The organism is Clostridium sp. (genome assembly GCF_036643715.1).
GTDB lineage: Bacteria > Bacillota > Clostridia > Clostridiales > Clostridiaceae > Clostridium.
Map to the genome: position 1 here is coordinate 1 of NZ_JAVXRL010000058.1, position 18,791 is coordinate 18,791.

Genomic DNA, 18,791 nt, shown 5'->3' on the forward strand with positions numbered 1-18,791 from the left:
TGAAAGCTATAGAGTATATAAAAGATGAATTAGACATTGAACTTAGTGAAGATGAAGCATGTAATATAGCAATGCATATTATAAATGCCGAAGTTAATGGATGTAAGGATAGTTTAAGCAATTTATCTGATATAAGTAAAAAGGTAAATGATATATTAAATATAGTAAAGTACAGTTATGGAATTGAGATAGATGAAGGTTCATTATCTTATGAACGGTTTATAACTCATTTGAAATTTTTCTTTAAAAGAATAGAAAATAAGAACAGAGAAGAAAGTGAAAATGAAGAGTTTCTTTTAAGTCAAGTTAAAGATAAATACAGCAGAGCATATAAATGTATGCTTAAGATACAGAAGTATTTAGAAAAGGATTTAAATAGTGAAGAACAGCTTTATCTAACATTGCATATTCAAAGGATTACAAAATAGAATAATAGGATCGTTACTTTTATTAGGCGAGACCATAAGTTAGAGTATTTCATAATATTCTCAGTTTGGTCTCGCTTTTTTTATAAAAAATTAAGGAGGATTATTATGAAATATGAATCATTAGCAAAAGAAATTATAAAAAATGTTGGGGGAAAAGAAAATATAAATAGTTTAACTCACTGTATAACAAGGCTTAGATTCAAATTAAAAGATGAAAGTAAAGCAAATACAGAAATTTTGAAAAATATAGATGGAGTAGTTACTGTTATAAAGAGTGGTGGACAATATCAAGTTGTTATTGGAAATCATGTTCCTGATGTATATAAAGATGTAGTGCTAATTGGTGAGATTGGAACATCTGAGTCAGAAGAGGAAACAGGAGAAAAGATGAATCCATTTAATAAATTTATAGATATAATATCTGGGGTATTTACACCGATATTAGGAGTATTAGCAGCAACTGGAATGATTAAAGGTTTTAATGCATTATTTTTAGCTATGGGATGGCTTGATGCGGGATCAGGGACTTATGCAATATTAAATGCTATAGGAGATTGTCTATTCTACTTCTTCCCTATATTTTTAGGGTATACATCAGCTAAAAAGTTTAAGTTGAATGAATTTATAGGTATGGCAATCGGAGCTGCACTTGTTTATCCAAGCTTAGCTGGAGTAACAGCAGGAGATCCTCTGTTTGTATTATTCCAAGGAACTATAATAGAATCACCTATACATGTAACGTTTTTAGGGATTCCAGTTATTTTAATGAATTACACATCAAGTGTTATTCCAATAATTATTTCATGCTATGTTGGAAGCAAAATTGAAAAAGTATTTAAAAATATTATTCCAAGCGTAGTAAAAGCATTTTTAGTTCCATTTTGTACATTGCTTGTAATAGTACCAGTAACTTTTATAGTAATTGGACCTATAGCAACATGGGCAAGTCAATTAGTTGGAGCTTTAACAGTTATAGCATATGAGTTTAGTCCAATTTTAGCAGGTGTATTAATCGGAGGATTTTGGCAAGTATTTGTTATATTTGGATTGCATTGGGGTCTTATTCCAATTGGATTTAACAATCTTGCAGTAAATGGACAAGATGCAATATTAGCTTTAACTTTTGCAGCATCATTTGCTCAAATTGGAGTTGTACTTGCAATTATGCTAAAGACTAAAGATAAGAAATTAAAGTCACTATGTTTACCAGCATTTATTTCAGGTATATTTGGAGTTACTGAACCTGCAATTTACGGAGTAACATTACCTCGTAAGAAACCATTTGTAATAAGTTGTATCGCAGGTGCTGTAGGTGGTGGAATACTCGGAGGAATGGGTACATTAACTTATATGAATGGAGGTCTTGGAATATTTGCAATTCCAACATTTATTAACCCAGAGATTGGAATAACTAAAGGATTTTATGGAATGGCTATATCAGCTGTAGTTGCATTTGTATTAGGTTTCATAATGATGTTTTTAACAAAGTTAAATGAGAAAACTACTAGTGAAGATGTTAAGGAAAATGTTTTAGTAAAACAAGAAGTATTAAATAGTCCTATTAGTGGAGCTGTTAAACCTTTAAGTGTAATAAAAGATGATGCCTTTTCAAAAGGTATTTTAGGAAAGGGAATTGCAATTGAACCTAAGGTAGGTAAAGTTTATTCACCTGCTAATGGAAGGATAACAACATTTTTCCCTACAGGACATGCTATTGGCATAACAACAGATACAGGTGCTGAAATTTTAATACATGTAGGTATGGATACTGTACAATTAAATGGACGATATTTTACACCTAAAGCAAAACAAGGTGACTTAGTAAAAAAAGGACAACTTATATTAGAGTTTGATATTGAAAAAATTCAAAAAGCAGGGTATTCAGTAACAACACCAGTGCTTGTAACAAATTCTGATAATTATTTAGATATTATAGAAACTGATAAAAATAATGTAGATCAAAATGATGAATTATTAACAGTAGTTATTTAATAAAGAAAGGATGAGTAATATGAAAGAAGTAGGATTTAAAGAAAACTTTTTATGGGGAGGAGCTTTAGCTGCAAACCAGTGTGAAGGAGCTTATTTAGAAGGGGGTAAAGGACTAACAAATGTTGATATTTGCCCAATGGGAGAAAATAGATTTAATGTACTTATGGGAAATTTAGATAGTTTAGATCCTATAGAAGGCGAATATTATCCATCTCACGAAGCTATTGATTTCTATCATAAATTTAGAGAAGATATTGCTATGTTTGCAGAGATGGGATTTAAGTGCTTAAGAATTTCTATAGCGTGGGCTAGAATATTTCCAAATGGAGATGAAGAAACACCTAATGAACAGGGATTGAAATTCTATGATGAAATGTTCGATGAAATGATAAAACATAATATAGAGCCAATAGTAACATTATGTCACTTCGATATTCCAGTAAATTTAATAAAAAAATATGAAGGTTGGAGAAATAGAAAACTAGTTGACCTTTATGTTAAATACACTACTACTGTATTTAATAGATATAAGGATAAAGTTAAATACTTTATGACTTTTAATGAAATTAATATGTTATTACATGCACCATTTATGGGAGCTGGTATAGTGTTAAAAGAAGGAGAAAATAAAAATAAAGTTAAATATCAAGCTGCACATCATCAGTTAATAGCAAGTGCATTAGCAACTAAAGCAGCACATGAAATAATAGAAGGTTCTATGGTTGGATGTATGCTCGCAGCTGGAGTTACTTATCCATATACTTGTAAGCCAGAAGATGTTCAGCAAGCTATGGATAATGATAGAGAAAATTATTTCTTTATTGATATACAATCAAGAGGTGAGTATCCAGGGTATGCAAAGAGATTTTTAAGAGAAAATAATATAAATATTCACATGGAAGATGGAGATTGCGATATATTAAAAAAATATACTGTTGATTATATTGGATTTAGTTATTATGCAAGCAGATGTGCAAGTACAGATCCAAAAATTTTAAATGGAATGACTCAAGGTAATGTATTTGAAACAATAAAAAATCCATATTTAAAAGCTTCTGAGTGGGGATGGCAAATTGATCCTAAGGGATTAAGAATAACTTGTAATACATTATATGATAGATATCAAAAACCATTATTTATTGTTGAAAACGGACTAGGTGCAATAGATAGGATTGAAGATGATGGAAGTATCAATGATGATTATAGAATTGAGTATTTAAGTGAGCATATAAAAGAGATGAAAGAAGCTGTCTTAGACGGTGTTGATTTATTAGGATATACTCCTTGGGGTTGTATAGATTTAATTTCTGCATCAACAGGTGAGATGAAGAAAAGATATGGATTTATATATGTAGATAAAGATAATGATGGAAATGGAAGTTTGGAGAGAAGAAAAAAGAAAAGTTTTGATTGGTACAAAGGTGTAATAAAATCTAACGGGGACATTTTATAATAAAAGGGCTACATAAGTTTATACTTATGTAGCCCTAATTTTTTTTCATAATATTTATAAAAAATGTTAAAAATCAGGACAAAATTACCTTTTATTAGTAGACGTATACATAAAAAGTGGTATACTGGTTAAGTATTTTAGGAAAAGTTTAATAGAAACTATAATTAAATTAAAAAAATAATAAAATTAATCTTCCGGACTACTTTGGTGGATATATAATGTGCTTTCAAATATAAGAGTACGTTAATATAAATAATTACTTTACACAGGAGGAATTTTATGATTACAAAAGAAAAAATACTTAGAAAAAAAACGAAAAAACTAAAACTGATTAAAGATGGGGGGATAGCACTAACTTTAGTAGCATTTTTTTTATTTAATAGCGCAATCCCTGTATATGCAGTAGAGAGAACTTCAGGGAATAATAAGGAATTAACTAGAGAATTTAGTAGCAATGATTCACTTAAAGAGAAGACAGATAAAAATGTAGTACAGAGTAATAATAAGCCACAAGGATATGCAACGGTAATTCAAAGTGATAATAATCAAAAGAAGAATTATACTTTCGATGAATTAAACAGAATGAATTATAATGATTTAGTTTCTTTATTGAAAAGCATAAGTTATGAAAATATACAAGGATTATTTGAATTTAGTGATGGTTCTTATAGGTTCTTCAATAATAGAGAACGTATACAAGCTATCATAAATGGATTGGAAGATAGTGGCAGAAATTATACGAGTAGTGATAATAAGGGGATACCAACTTTAGTAGAAGTGTTAAGAGCTGGATATTATCTTGGATATTATAATAATCAATTATCATACTTAAATACAGTAGAATTTAAAGATAAATGCCTACCAGCTATGAAAGCTATTGAAAATAATTTTAACTTTAGATTAGGTACAAAAATACAAGATGGAGTAGTTGAGTCACTAGGAAGACTTATAGGTAATGCATCAGCAGATCCTGAGGTTATAAATAATGCACGAAATATACTTATTCAATTTAATGATAATAGCGAAAAATATAGTAGCGATACAAATAAGGGGAATGCACTATATAATATACTTAAAGGTATAGATTATTATACTAGTTCAACATTATACAATGTAAAATCACATAATGCAAAAGATACTATTTTCTATGGTAGAATTGATTATTATATGGAACAATTAGAAAGATTATGTTTATTAGGAAATAGAATGAATAAAGATAATGAGTGGCTTGTTAATAATGCTCTTTACTTTACTGGTAGAATGGGTCAATTTAGAATGGATCCAAGACTTTCACAAAGAGCATTAGAAGATGCAATGAATACATACAAGTATTTATCTTATCAATATATAGAAGCAGCTAGTTCTTTAGATAGTAATTTTAATGGTAAAGATGAATATGGCAAAGATATAAATTTTAATAAAATAAAAGAAGATGCAAAAGGTAAATATTTATCAAAAACATATAAGTTTGATAATGGAAAATTTATAGTTAAAGCTGGTGATAAAGTATCAGAAGAAAAAATTAAAAGATTATATTGGGCATCTAAGGAAGTAAAAGCTCAATTTATGAGAGTAGTTCAAAATGATAAAGCGCTAGAACAAGGTAATCCAGATGATGTGTTAACTGTAGCTATATATAATTCACCAGAAGAATATAAGTTAAATCAAAAATTATACGGATATAGCACTGATAATGGTGGAATATATATTGAAGGGGTAGGAACATTCTTTACTTATGAAAGAACTCCAGAAGAGAGTATATACACTTTAGAAGAATTATTCCGTCATGAGTTTACTCACTATCTTCAAGCAAGATATGTTGTACCTGGAATGTTTGGACAAGGAGATTTTTATAAAGATGGAGAATTAACTTGGTATGAAGAAGGAACAGCAGAATTCTTTGCAGGTTCAACTAGAACTGATGGAATTAAACCAAGAAAGTCAGTAGCTCAAAATATAGCATATGATAGAAATAGCAGAATGTCTTTAAATGATTTACTTCATGCGAAGTATGGTTCATGGGAGTTTTACCATTATGGCTTTGCATTCTCAAATTATATGTACAACAATAATATAGAAATGTTTAAGAAAATGACAGATTATATAAAACATAATGATTCAAATGGATATAAAGATTATATACAATCTATGAGCAGTGATTCTAATTTAAATAATAAATATCAAGAGTATATGGATGGTTTATTGAAGAACCTTGATAATTTAAATGTACCTTTAGTATCAGATGATTATACAGAAAGTCATCCTTATAAAAATATAAATGAAGTGGACAACGACATAAAAGAGGTTTCAAATATAAAAGATATAACTATTAATGAAGAAAAATCTCAATTCTTTAATACTTATGATATAAGAGGAACATATACAGGTAGTAAAAGTAATGGAGAAGCATCAGATTGGAAAGATATGAATTCAAAATTAGATAAAATATTAAAAGATTTATCTAATAAAGAGTGGAGTGGATACAAAACTGTTACTGCATATTTTGTTAATCACAAAGTAGATAAAGATGGCAACTACCAATATGATGTTGTATTCCATGGACTTAATGTTAATGAAAAGCAAAATAACAAAATACCAAAAGCAGTAATAAAATCAGTTGATACATCAGCAGTAGGAACTGAAGTGAAACTTGATGGAACTACTTCTAAAGATGAAGATGGTCAAATAAAAAGCTATGAATGGGATTTTGGAGATGGAACTACATCAAAAGATGCAGTAGTTAATCATGAATTCAGTAAAATCGGTGAGTACACTGTTAAATTAAAGGTTACTGATAATCTAGGTGCAACAAGTATAACTAGTAAAAATATAAAGATAACTAAGCGCATTCCAAGTGGCACAATTACAGAGTCAGAACCAAATAACTCATATGAAAAAGCAAATCAAATATCAAAATCAAACATGCTCGTAAAAGCAAATTTATCTAAAGAAGATACTAATGATAAATATTATTTTGATGTTGATAAAGAGGGTAAAGTAAGCATTAGTATGGAGAATCCAAAAGCACTTGGAATGACATGGACTGTTTGCAGCGAAAAGGATCAAAATAAATATGTAATATATCCAACTAGTGATAATAATGGGGCAAAAGAAGGAGAGGCTGTATTGAAGCCAGGCAGATATTACATTAATGTATACAGTTATGATGGTCAAGCAGGAGATTATACTTTAAATGTTAATGGACCACTAACTGATAAGGGGGAAGATCAACAAAAGTATATTAAAGAAGTTGAAAAGAATGATGAATTTGAAACTTCAATGAAAGTAAGTAATAACAGTAAAATATCAGCATCTCTAAATGGAGAAGACATTAAAGATGTTTATAGTTTTGATGTAACAAATACAAGTGATTTAAATATATTAGTTGATAATAGTAATAGTATAGGAATGAACTGGATACTATATTCAGAAGATGATTTAGACAATTATATAACTTATGCTAAACAAGATGGCAATAAGTTATCTAATACTTACAAGGCAAAGCCAGGAAAATACTATTTATGCGTTTATAAATATGATTCTTCAGATAATGGAAACTATAAATTACAAATATCAAATAAATAATAAAATAATGAAAAGTACCATTTTTATATAAATGGTACTTTTTAAATTTAGGATAGTATAAATACTAATATTATTTTATATTGTTAACATCTTTTAGTATGTTCTCAAGATTTTCTAAAGATACAATTCTCTCATTACACTTTGCACTATCTAAACACATATGAAATCCTATTGATCTATAATAGTCCTTGTTAGCACTATTTTTCTTACAAACAGGTGAAACAAAAGCAATTTCATTACTGGGACCTATATGATTACAAAGTGCACAAACATTAGTATTATTGTAATTAGAATTTGGGATTCTGCACGCCATTCCAAGAAGTTTACCATTCATATTATAAACTATAAGTAACTTTCTTATAGATGGATCAATCCAACCTAAATACACATTTTTTGCCTCTTGTGCTTCTATATCCGGAAGCTTTAATTTCTTTTCTTTTTTAAATATTTTGCTAATTTGGACATTTGTAACCTTTGGCATTCCATATACATATTCATTTAAATTGATTAAATATTTATCAATGTGTAATGGGTCAGTTATATTGCTAATATCAAGTAGAGCTTTTTCTTCTTCGGATAAATTTGTAAAAGAATTTAATATTTTATCTTGTATATAAGCTTTGCTTGCCAAAATAGTATTAGTATCTAAACAATTTCTTAATGCATTATTAAAATCACCTAAACATTTTTTTATATAATTATATTCATGTTTTTTTATAAATGCTTTCATAAATTTGTGCCCTCCTTTTTCCAAATGGTATGGTTAATATTATTTAAATAAAAAGATGATTATTATTACTTCAACTGAAAGTAATAATAATCATCTAAATTTAAAATATTGTCTTAGTTAAAAAATGATAACTTTCATTAATTGAAACAATGAAAGTATAACATGAGTTTAATTAAGCATTCAATCTAATAAATAACTCTGTAATGATTATGATCATAGACGTTTCTCTTGACCTATTATTCTTCTTATACTTTTTTCAGATAGATAATACTCTTCTTTAAGTTCATTAATAGTAGTTCCATTAATGTATTTTTTATAAATTTCCTTATTTCTTACTTTAAGGCTACTTTTTATACCACTCTTTTCTCCCCAGGATTTATGATTTTCTTTTTTCCTTGGAACGTAAAGATACTCTCCATCTACATATTCTTGTATTAGTTTAAAAATTTCTTCTGGTAACACATCTTGTGCTTTTACATACTTCATAGGCTTACTCCTTACTTTAAATAAATTATTAAAAGCAAAGAATACTAAAAAGCTATGTATCAAAGAACCTAAAACATGTACATATTTCAGCTAATTTAACAGGTTAGGCTCCAAACAATGCATAGCTGATTGTTGTAATCTTTGCAAGGAGCAAGCTGATTTATAGCTGAATGTATTATTAACTTTCATAAAAAAACACCTCCAATACTATAGGGATATTATAGCACAAAAGATAAAATGGACAATTGTATTATTCGTATAATATTTACATTATTTATAAATATTAGTACAATATTATTATGATTAAAGTACGAGGTTATTAGGGGATGAGGGGAAGTATGAGAATAGAAACGAATAGAATAATAATTAGAGATTTTGAAAGAAAGGATGCCGAAAAACTTAATAAGATTGTTAGAGAAAATAATATTTTGAGATTTATGCCGGATTGGTCAGAAATTGGAAATTCGCCAGAATCATATTTTGGATATATTGACTGGCATCAGACTCAAAGAGATTCAACTGATGTTTATGAAAATAAAAGATATGCAATTGCACTAACTAATACAGATGAAATGATTGGTATGGTTGGTATGGGGCTTGAAGATACATTGAATGAAGTTGAAATAGCATATTTTATGTCAGAAGAACATCAAAGAAAAGGATATACAGTAGAAGCAGTAAATGAATTAGTAAATTGGTGTTTCAATGTGTCAAATATAAACTATATTATTTTGACTATTGATTGCGCTAATTTGGAATCATGTATGCTTGCTCAAAAGTGCGGGTTTGAATTATTTGAGAAAAGGACTCCAATTAGTCATAGACAGCCTAATATGGAAAGTGATAGTTATTTTTACTATCGTAAGTATCGTTAAATCAAAAAAATGGAAGTTGTTAAAGAGGGGGTAAAAAAATGAGTGGAAAATCGACTGTGATTAGTGAATTTTGGGGAGACTTCTTATTGAAAACAAATAAAGATAAAGATACTAAATATATAGATTGTTTTCATTTTGAATTAACTAAAAAGTGGGCAAATGAATTACTTAAATTAGTACTTATAGGACAAAAAAAAGCAACATCTAGTAGTTTGCTGGCGTATAAAATTGATGGAGAGAGAATACCTGAAGTTGGTGATTTAAGTATTGTTACTGATTGGGACTGCAATCCTAAATGTGTGATAGAAACTACAAATGTGATGATTATTCCTTTCAAAGAGATTACTTTTGACATATGTAAACGAGAAGGAGAAGATAAAAATTTAGAATCATGGAGGAAAGGTCATATTAGTTTCTTTTCAAGGGAAGGAAAGGAACTAGGCTATACATTTTCAGAAGATATGCCAGTTATATTTGAAGATTTTAAAGTGGTTTTTAGTTAGTAAAACTTAAAATTGATGAATAGGAGTATTTTGCATGAAAAAGGTAATGAAATGTATTAAATGTAACTCGGTTAACGTTAAAGTAGTAAAGGCTATACCAGTACAAATTAAAAAGGGGTTTATTCCAAAACTTATAAAGCCTAATTATTATATTTGTTCTGAATGTGGATATGCTGAAATATGGATAGATTCAAAAGAAGAATTAACTTATATAGAAAATGATTACGAATAATATTAAATTATTGAGACTAATAAAATAGGGATTTATAGGGAGTGTTCAAAATTGAATAAAATTACATGCATATGTCTAGGCGTAAAAAGGATGGATAAAGCTATAAGATTTTATAGAGATAAACTTGGATTTGAAACTGATGAAAAAAGTAATAATCCAGAAGTAATATTTTTTAATACACCAGGAACTAAATTTGAACTTTACCCATTAGAATTATTAGCAAAAGATATTAACGAAGAAAATACGCTACAGATTTCCAATGGATTTAGTGGAATTACACTAGCTTACAATGTAGAAAATAAAGAGGATGTTAGTAGGGTAATAGAAAAAGCCAGAAATGCTGGAGCGAAAATAATTAAAGAGCCTCAGGATGTTTTTTGGGGTGGATACCATGCATACTTTGCTGATTTGGACGGATATTATTGGGAAGTTGCTTGGGGCCCAAATTTTAAATACGATCATAATGGGATGCTTGTTTTTAACTGATAAATCACATTCAAATTATAGTTTTGAAAAGGAGAATATAATGGTTTTACTGGTAATTGATACACAAAAGTTAATTACAAATGATAAATTATATAATTTTGATATATTTGTGGCTAATGTTAAAGAATTAATAAATAAGGCTAGAGAAAATAACGTTGAAATAATATATGTACGTCATGATGACGGATATGACAGTGAACTAACAAGAGGAACAGATGGGTTTGAGATATATGAAGAATTTCAACCAGTATATGATGAAAAAATATTTGATAAGAAGGTTAATAGTGCATTTAAGGGGACAGGCTTATTAAAGTATTTAAATGATAAAGGTGAAAAAGAAATAATAATTGTAGGTATTCAAACAGATTATTGTATGGATGCTACTATAAAATGTGGATTTGAACATGGATTTAATATTATAGTTCCAGAAGATACTAATACAACTGTAAATAATATATTTATGTCAGCAGAGCAAAGTTATAAATATCACAATGAATTCATGTGGAACAGAAGATATGCAGAATGTATTTCATTGGATGAAACAATTAAAAGAATGAATTCATAGTGAAAATATACATAATGTATATGTGGGAGGGATGTAGTTATGTTTTCAATAATAGGAGCAAGTTTATTTTTTATTATAGCTGTGATGTCTGTTATGGTAGCTTTGGGGTTACCACTGGGAGAATTCACGATGGGTGGACAACATAAAATATTACCTAAAAAATATAGAGTTATGGCAATAGTCTCAGTGGTGATTCAACTTTTTGCGATAATAATTATTTTACAAGCTGGAGGGTTTATTCAGGTATGGTTTTCTATTAAAGTAACAAAGTATATTTGTTTATTTTTTGCAGTTTACCTATCTTTGAATACTATTATGAATCTAATATCTAAAAGTAAAAAAGAGAGATATATTATGACACCACTATCACTTATTACTGCAATATGTTTTTTTGTAACGGCATTTAATATTTAGAGTTAATAGTTAGATTATACGTTATAAAACTATAAGATAAAGGGAGAACAATATTATGATAAGAAAGCTAAAAAATGAAGATATAAATAAAGTCATGGATATCTGGGAAGAAAGTACAATTAAAGCACATGATTTTATAGATAAAGATTACTGGAAAAATAATTATGATACTGTGAAAAATGTACACATACCTATTTCAGACACCTTTGTCTATGATGATGGAGAAAATATAAAGGGATTCATAAGTATAATAGATGATGAATTTATAGGGGCCTTATTTATAGATGTTAAGTATCAAGGGCTAGGAATTGGAAGTAAGTTAATTAACTATACAACTTCAAAATATGGGAAGTTAAATTTAGCTGTTTATAAAGAAAATGAAAAAGCCGTTAAATTTTATACTCATAAAGGATTTAAAATTATTAAAGAGCAAAAGAATGAAGATTCTGGATTTGAAGAATATATAATGGAACTAAAAGTCTAGGTATAAATGGGACTTACTATATGAAAGTAAGTCCCATTTTATATTATTCTTTTAAAGTTAAATTAACTCAACATTAAACTTTTGAAATTTTTCTTTAATATCATTAGAAATGTCTGAGTCGGTAATTATACCATCAAACTCATCTATAGTAGCAAATTTATAATAGCTATCTACATTAAATTTTTCTTTTTCAACGAGTAAATATACTTCTTTACTATTAGAAACTACAATCTCTTTAACATTACCATCTTCTAAAAGGACAGTTCCAACACTATTAGTATTTAAATTTACGCCTGAACTTCCTACAAAACCTTTGTTAAAAGTATATTTAGAAATACTCTTAATTGCCTCTGAACCTAAAACACCACCGCTTTTATTATCATATACACCACCAATAGTTATTAACTTAACTATATCGTTATTATCAAAAAGAGGTGGTATTATGGACATAGTAGTTATCAAAGCAATATTTTTAGTGCTATTAGCAATGAGTTTAGCTAATAAAAAATTTATACTTGATGATTCTAAAAAGACTACATCGTAATCTTCTATAAGGTTAAATGCCTTCTTTGCTATTAATTCCTTACTGCTTAGATTAACTTTCATTCGGGTAGTTATAGAACTACATTTAGAAATCTTTCTATTTAAGATCGCTCCACCATAAGTTCTTTGAATCTCTCCACTTTTCTCTAACCTTTGCAAATCTTTTCTTATCATACCTTCTGAAACATTGAATTGATCACTTAATTCTTTTACTTTCACTCTACCATTTTTATTAAGTATATTTAAAATTTGTTCTAATCTTTCTTCAGTAAACATTTAGGACACCTCATTAATTATTATCATTTAGTATTGTTATTGATTAGTATTATAACATTATTATTTGATTTTATAAAATATGTTGAATAAAACCATTAAATGATATACAATGATAATGAAAGATAACAAATGATAAAGAAGAATATAAAATATAAACTATTTTAAAAGATATAATTTAGCGTCATAGGGTAATTCTTAGCGTAATATTTTATAAACTTAGGCATTTCTGAGAAACTAGCTATAATAAATAGTTAATTTTCAGAGATGTCTATCTTATAATTAACAAGAAGAACTGTAGGAGGAAAAAAATGTACAAGTTATTAGCTATTGATATGGATGGAACATTACTAAATAGTGATAGAACTATTTCAAAAATAAATAAAGAAGCAATAAAGAAAGCTATAGAAAAAGGTGTTAAAGTTGTTATAACATCTGGCAGAGGGCTTAAGGGTTTAGATACTTTCTTAGATGAAGTTAATTTAAGAGGAGAAAATCAGTACCTTATTGCTAACAATGGGGGAACAATATATAGAACTAGTGATTTTGAGTGTATTTTTTATAAAGGATTAAAAGGGATTGATTTTATAAAATCACATACTTTAAGCAAAGAATTTGGGCTTAATATGATTGGATATACACATGAAGGTGCTATTGCACCAGAAGAAAATGACTTCACAAGATTTGAAACAGAATATGTTGGAACACCAGTTAAAATTATTGATATTAACTCAGATATTAAAGATGATGATGAGATTACGAAAGTATTATTTTCTCAAACTGAGGAATTACTTTCAAAGAAAATGCTTGAAATACCAAAAGAATTTTTTGATGAATACAATGTAGTAAAAACAATGCCAATACTATTAGAAGTTATGGATAAAGATTGTAATAAAGGGTACGGATTGAAAGTTTTAGCAGATAAGCTAGGAATTAAAAAGGAAGAAATAATATGTATAGGTGATCAAGCAAATGATATTGAAATGATAACATTTGCCGGAGTTGGAATTGCAATGGGAAATGCTATCCCTGAACTTAAAGATATAGCTCAGTATATAACTTCAGATAATGATAATAATGGAGTAGCAAAAGCTATTGAGAAATTTATATTATAAATATTATTGAATGTTAAATAATTTAAATGTATAATACTAGTAATATTATTTTAGGAGGAAAGTTATGAAAGCACTTAATGTAGTTAGACAAACAAAATTACATCATCATTACTAGAGACTTGGTCTGTAAAATCAGAGACACAAGTCTATTAACATTAGGCTTGTGTCTCTAGGTAATGATAAATTAAGTGAAATCATAATTTATTTATAGCCATGTGGGATATATGCCTACATGGCTTTTGTTGTACCAAAAAATATATAGGAGTGATTAAAATGAAAAGAAATATTATAAAACCAAGTATATTACCAGGATTCATGGAACTATTACCAAAGGAGCAACAAAAATTTAATGACATAGTTTCTAAAATAACGAAGGTATACGAAGATAATGGATGTTTAGCAATAGATACACCTATAATAGAAAAAGCAGAAGTATTGCTTGCAAAGACAGGTGGAGAAACAGAAAAGCAAGTTTATAGTTTTAAAAAAGGAAAGAATAACTTAGCTTTAAGGTTTGATTTAACAGTACCTTTTGCTAGATATGTAGCTCAATATTATAATGATTTAGCATTTCCATTTAAAAGATATCAAATAGGAAAGGTATATAGAGGTGAAAGAAATCAAAAAGGCAGATATAGAGAATTTTATCAATGCGATATAGATGTTATTGGTAAAGAAAAGTTAAGTATAGATAATGATGCCTTGGTCATAAGCTTAGCATCAAAAGCTTTTAAGGCAATCGGATTAAATAACTATAGATTTCAAGTAAGTAATAGAAAGATATTAAAGGGTATATTAAGTGAACTAGAAATAGATAAAGAAAATGAAGTTATGGTATTAATAGATAAATATGAAAAAATAGGCAAAGCGGGATTTACAAAGGAGTTAGAAAATCTTATAGGAAGTGAGAAAACTAAGTATATTAATAAAGTATTAGATATAAATGGTGATAATAAGGTAAGAATAGAACAACTTTTAAAACTTAATATTGAAAATAAATATTTTGTTGAAGGGGTAGATGAACTAAATAAGGTATGTTATATATTATCAATTTTAGGAGTCAGTGATGAAGAATTTGAAGTGAATTTAAAAATAATAAGAGGGCTAGATTATTATACTGGGACAGTTTTTGAAACTAAATTATTAGGAAATGAAGGTTATGGTTCTATCTGTTCAGGGGGAAGGTATGATAATTTAGCTGAAAACTACACTAATAATATATTACCTGGAGTTGGTATATCAATAGGGTTAACTAGATTATTCTTTATTTTAAAGGAAATAGGCTTTATAGATAAATATGAGATAGAAAATGGGTTAGATTATTTAATATTACCTATTGGTGATACAATAGAATATTCTGTACATGTAATGAAATATTTAGAAGGACAGGGGAGAAGAGTGACAATTTATTTTGAAGAGGACTCATTAAAGAAAAAAATGAATTATGCAAATAAGATAGGTGTTAACAATGTTATATTAATTGGTGAAGATGAAGTGAAAAATAAAGAAGTTAAAATAAAAGATATGAATACAGGTGAAAGTGAAAATTTACGCATAGGCAAGAGGTTATAAAGGTCTTATGATTTAAAAAATAAACTGAATAATTCTTAAATTGTATTAAGTTAATACTTGTAATATGCTTATCAAGGAATTAAATTATAAGAATAAGAAGTCTAGTAAACAATAAGGAGATTTGAAATGAGAGTTTTATTTGAGGAATAAAATAAGGTGGTAATTTTATTATAGTAAATCTTCTCTTTTTGATATGTACATTTTTGATTGTATTTATTATGATTATAAATATAAAAGTAAAATATATTATTAATAGATTTTACAAATATGATAAATCAAAAAGTGATTATGATAGCTCAGGACTTGGATTATCAATAACTAAGAAGATAGTTGAGGTACATGGTGGACTGATAGATGCAAATCTACAAGGTGATTTATTTACTTTTACAATAATTTAATAAATAAGATAGGAGCTAGTTATGAGAAGATATTATTTAGATAATTTGAGATGGGTTTCTATTATGTTTCTATTTCCAATACATACAGCAGTGTTATATGCTCCAAAAGGAAGTCATAGTTTTGTATTTAACAGTATAAGTGAAAATAATGGATTACTATCCTTTTTTCTAGCCATTACTCCAACTTTAATGGGCTTGCTATTTTTAATTGCAGGTGTGACAACAGGATACTCACTAAATAAAAGAAGCTATGGACAGTATGTAGTAGAAAGAACAAAGAAGCTTTTAATTCCTTTTGTTACTGGAATTACTACTATTGTTCCGTTTATGTATTACATTGTAAGTCTTCAAGGTGTAGAGAATAAAGGATTTATTATGTTTATGACCTCATATTTATCTGATATTTTAGGAGTGGTCACAAAATGTGAACATCTTTGGTTTATACTTTGTCTCTATATTGTTTCAATTTTAGCATTAATATTTATATACACAGCTGCTAGTAAGAACCTTAAGATTTCGATAAATAAAATGCCAATGGTAGTTATAATTTTACTTGGCGTACCTTATTTATTATTGGGCAAATTTATTGAATTTGGAGCAACTGTAACATTAAGTGGAGCATTTATTTTACTTTTAATTGGATACTTCTTTTTTAGAGATAATGCTATAGAGGAAAAGCTTGTAGAAAAGAGTTGGTTCCTTGTAGGAGTATTTATTCTTTTAACAACCTTAAATATTATAATTAACAATGCTGGGTATCAAACAACAATCGGTATGATTAATTACAAGGTTAGTTGGCTTTTTCCATACTTTGGATTGATAATTCAATGGTTTGGAATATTAGCAGTACTTTCTATAGGAAGAAAATACTTAGAGTTCAATAATAAATTTACAAAATATTTTTCTGAAGCCTCCTTTGCAATTTATATTTTTCATTATCCAGGGTTAATATTAGCAGCATTTATATTTGCACCTTTAGTAAAAAATCAATTAATACAATTTTTAATTATTAATGGAGTAGGCTTTATTTTCTGTATTTTGACGTATGAAGTTGTCAGAAGAATACCAGGAGTTAGATTACTTTTTGGGATTAGTAAAAAGGCTACTTAGAAATAATAAGCTAGTAAAACAGACTAAGTTTTACTAGCTATTATTTTATTTAAAACTAATTTATAGACTAAATATATAAAAGTTTATATATTTATAGACAAAAATACAAAAGTTACATATAATATAATGTATAGATGTAAAAAAGTGTAAAGGGGTGCTTTGAAGTATGAATGGAAATAATAAAGAAGTATTTTGGGATGCAAATATTGAAGAAGTAAAGAATGGGTATATTGAGTTAGATGAAAGCTACAAATGTATAATTTGTGATTCTGAATTCACAAAGGGAAGGATATATGAAATAGATTCTAGGCTATATGATGCAAGAAAGGCTACGGAACTCCATATATTAGAAAATCATGGATCTACTTTAGAATATTTATTAAATATGAATCCATCATTTATAGGGGTATCACAAGTTCAAAGAGACTTATTAGTATTAATAGCATCAGGATTAACTGATAAAGAAATTGCATTAAAGTTAGGGGTAGCACAGTCTACTATAAGAAATCATCGCTATAAGCTGCGTGAAAAAGAAAAACAAGCAAGATTATTTTTAGCAACGATGGAGCTAATAGCATTAAATACAAATAAGAAGGTGAATATATTGGATAAGGATAAACTATGTGATGCACACAAAACAGCAACCACTATTGATGATAGATACAATATAACTGATAAAGAAAGAGAAAGTACAATTAAAAATTACATGAATGAAACTGGAGCAATAAAAACTTTTCCAGCGAAAGAAAAGAGAAAAATAATAATTTTATCTGAAATTGTTAAACAATTTTCTAAAGAAAAGAAATATAACGAAAAAGAGATAAATAGAATTTTGAAACGAATATATGAGGACTATGCAACTATTAGAAGAGCATTAGTAGAGTACGGATTTATGAAACGTTCTAATGACTGTAGTAGTTACTGGGTAAAAGAATAATAGAAAGTTGCAAAAAAAGGTTTTAGGAAGGATAAGTGAGGTATACAAATGGAAAAAAAGGAAATAAGAAAAATACTTATAGTAATAATAATAACAATTCTATCTTTAGTTGTATTATTACCTTTCTTACCATATAAGTCTTCAATAGGTTTAATTGATCCTAGATATACTAAATTAAAAGTAATATGTTCATCACAGGATGGAATAGTAACTAAAGAAGAGTATGATAACCGAGATAATATCCAAGAGATACATAATTATTTGGATGAAGATTCACTAAATAGTATATGTGATGAACTTACAGTTATTAAATATGGGGTATCTGGAAATATACTTAACTTATATGGTGAATTTATAGAAGATTCCAATGGAAACAAAAAGTTTCATGTTGAAAAGTGGTCATCACCAAACACAATGCTAATAGATACTTATTTATGGAAAGATAAAATTAGTTATGTGTATGTTTTTATTGGATTTCCAGCGTTTGTATTACTAATAATAACAATATTTTTTATTACACAAGAAAAAAGGAATTATAACGAATGATTTAGTAAATAAACCTACTAGTAGTTCCTAAGAAATAGTGATAAAGTATAGGATAAAATTTACT

20 protein-coding genes are annotated in these 18,791 nt (G+C 27.8%); 17 read left to right on the top strand and 3 right to left on the bottom strand.

Annotated elements, in window-relative coordinates:
- The 4 genes from RSF37_RS13000 to RSF37_RS13015 all read left to right on the top strand — a co-directional run.
- Window positions 1–428 (top strand): PRD domain-containing protein (locus tag RSF37_RS13000; protein ID WP_332564815.1); only part of this gene is annotated, 428 nt, incomplete at its 5' end.
- Window positions 429–533: 105 nt separating this feature from the next.
- A complete protein-coding gene (locus RSF37_RS13005) occupies window positions 534–2,420 on the top strand; it encodes a beta-glucoside-specific PTS transporter subunit IIABC (protein ID WP_332564816.1) in 1,887 nt (628 codons plus the stop codon).
- A gap of 10 nt (window positions 2,421–2,430) precedes the next feature.
- Window positions 2,431–3,873 carry a 6-phospho-beta-glucosidase gene (locus RSF37_RS13010; RefSeq protein WP_332564817.1) on the top strand — a complete coding sequence of 481 codons (1,443 nt, stop codon included), beginning with the start codon at window positions 2,431–2,433 and terminating at the stop codon, window positions 3,871–3,873.
- Between the two features lie 279 nt (window positions 3,874–4,152).
- Window positions 4,153–7,458: a collagenase gene (locus tag RSF37_RS13015; protein ID WP_332564818.1), complete on the top strand. Its 3,306-nt coding sequence runs from the start codon at window positions 4,153–4,155 to the stop codon at window positions 7,456–7,458.
- A 70-nt stretch (window positions 7,459–7,528) separates the two neighbouring features.
- Here the strand turns inward: RSF37_RS13015 and RSF37_RS13020 are convergent, their stop codons facing one another.
- Together RSF37_RS13020 and RSF37_RS13025 are read right to left on the bottom strand one after the other, a co-directional pair.
- Window positions 7,529–8,188: a FusB/FusC family EF-G-binding protein gene (locus RSF37_RS13020; protein ID WP_332564819.1), complete on the bottom strand. Its 660-nt coding sequence runs from the start codon at window positions 8,186–8,188 to the stop codon at window positions 7,529–7,531.
- A gap of 213 nt (window positions 8,189–8,401) precedes the next feature.
- Entirely contained in the window at window positions 8,402–8,674 is a 273-nt protein-coding gene (locus tag RSF37_RS13025; protein WP_332564820.1) for a CD3324 family protein, read from the bottom strand.
- 338 nt (window positions 8,675–9,012) lie between these two features.
- On the opposite strand from RSF37_RS13025, the gene RSF37_RS13030 reads away from it, so the two are divergent.
- The 7 genes from RSF37_RS13030 to RSF37_RS13060 are packed head-to-tail and all read left to right on the top strand — an operon-like array spanning window position 9,013 to window position 12,233.
- A complete protein-coding gene (locus RSF37_RS13030) occupies window positions 9,013–9,549 on the top strand; it encodes a GNAT family N-acetyltransferase (protein ID WP_332564821.1) in 537 nt (178 codons plus the stop codon).
- A 38-nt stretch (window positions 9,550–9,587) separates the two neighbouring features.
- Window positions 9,588–10,052: an ASCH domain-containing protein gene (locus RSF37_RS13035; RefSeq protein WP_332564822.1), complete on the top strand. Its 465-nt coding sequence runs from the start codon at window positions 9,588–9,590 to the stop codon at window positions 10,050–10,052.
- Window positions 10,053–10,086: 34 nt separating this feature from the next.
- Window positions 10,087–10,284 carry a hypothetical protein gene (locus RSF37_RS13040; RefSeq protein ID WP_332564823.1) on the top strand — a complete coding sequence of 66 codons (198 nt, stop codon included), beginning with the start codon at window positions 10,087–10,089 and terminating at the stop codon, window positions 10,282–10,284.
- A 51-nt stretch (window positions 10,285–10,335) separates the two neighbouring features.
- Entirely contained in the window at window positions 10,336–10,770 is a 435-nt protein-coding gene (locus tag RSF37_RS13045; protein WP_332564824.1) for a VOC family protein, read from the top strand.
- 40 nt (window positions 10,771–10,810) lie between these two features.
- Window positions 10,811–11,335, top strand: a complete 525-nt coding sequence (locus RSF37_RS13050; protein ID WP_332564825.1) for a cysteine hydrolase family protein — start codon at window positions 10,811–10,813, stop codon at window positions 11,333–11,335.
- Window positions 11,336–11,374: 39 nt separating this feature from the next.
- On the top strand, window positions 11,375–11,749 hold the full coding sequence (locus RSF37_RS13055) for a hypothetical protein (RefSeq protein WP_332564826.1): 375 nt from the start codon (window positions 11,375–11,377) through the stop codon (window positions 11,747–11,749).
- A 55-nt stretch (window positions 11,750–11,804) separates the two neighbouring features.
- Complete coding sequence (locus tag RSF37_RS13060) at window positions 11,805–12,233, top strand: N-acetyltransferase (RefSeq protein WP_332564827.1); 429 nt, start codon at window positions 11,805–11,807, stop codon at window positions 12,231–12,233.
- A 57-nt stretch (window positions 12,234–12,290) separates the two neighbouring features.
- Here the strand turns inward: RSF37_RS13060 and RSF37_RS13065 are convergent, their stop codons facing one another.
- Entirely contained in the window at window positions 12,291–13,052 is a 762-nt protein-coding gene (locus RSF37_RS13065; RefSeq protein WP_332564828.1) for a DeoR/GlpR family DNA-binding transcription regulator, read from the bottom strand.
- A gap of 308 nt (window positions 13,053–13,360) precedes the next feature.
- Here RSF37_RS13065 and RSF37_RS13070 point away from each other — a divergent pair, with 308 nt between their 5' ends.
- From RSF37_RS13070 to RSF37_RS13095, 6 genes are all read left to right on the top strand, one after another.
- Entirely contained in the window at window positions 13,361–14,164 is an 804-nt protein-coding gene (locus RSF37_RS13070) for a Cof-type HAD-IIB family hydrolase (protein ID WP_332564829.1), read from the top strand.
- Between the two features lie 273 nt (window positions 14,165–14,437).
- Window positions 14,438–15,736, top strand: a complete 1,299-nt coding sequence (gene hisS, locus RSF37_RS13075) for a histidine--tRNA ligase (RefSeq protein ID WP_332564830.1) — start codon at window positions 14,438–14,440, stop codon at window positions 15,734–15,736.
- 218 nt (window positions 15,737–15,954) lie between these two features.
- Window positions 15,955–16,134, top strand: coding sequence for an ATP-binding protein (locus tag RSF37_RS13080; RefSeq protein ID WP_332564831.1), 180 nt, complete (start codon window positions 15,955–15,957; stop codon window positions 16,132–16,134).
- 21 nt (window positions 16,135–16,155) lie between these two features.
- Complete coding sequence (locus tag RSF37_RS13085; RefSeq protein WP_332564832.1) at window positions 16,156–17,244, top strand: acyltransferase family protein; 1,089 nt, start codon at window positions 16,156–16,158, stop codon at window positions 17,242–17,244.
- A 166-nt stretch (window positions 17,245–17,410) separates the two neighbouring features.
- Window positions 17,411–18,181, top strand: a complete 771-nt coding sequence (locus RSF37_RS13090) for a DUF2087 domain-containing protein (protein ID WP_332564833.1) — start codon at window positions 17,411–17,413, stop codon at window positions 18,179–18,181.
- Between the two features lie 48 nt (window positions 18,182–18,229).
- The gene (locus RSF37_RS13095; RefSeq protein WP_332564834.1) at window positions 18,230–18,727 is read left to right on the top strand and encodes a hypothetical protein; all 498 of its coding nucleotides are present in this window, start codon (window positions 18,230–18,232) and stop codon (window positions 18,725–18,727) included.
- Window positions 18,728–18,791: the final 64 nt, after the last annotated feature.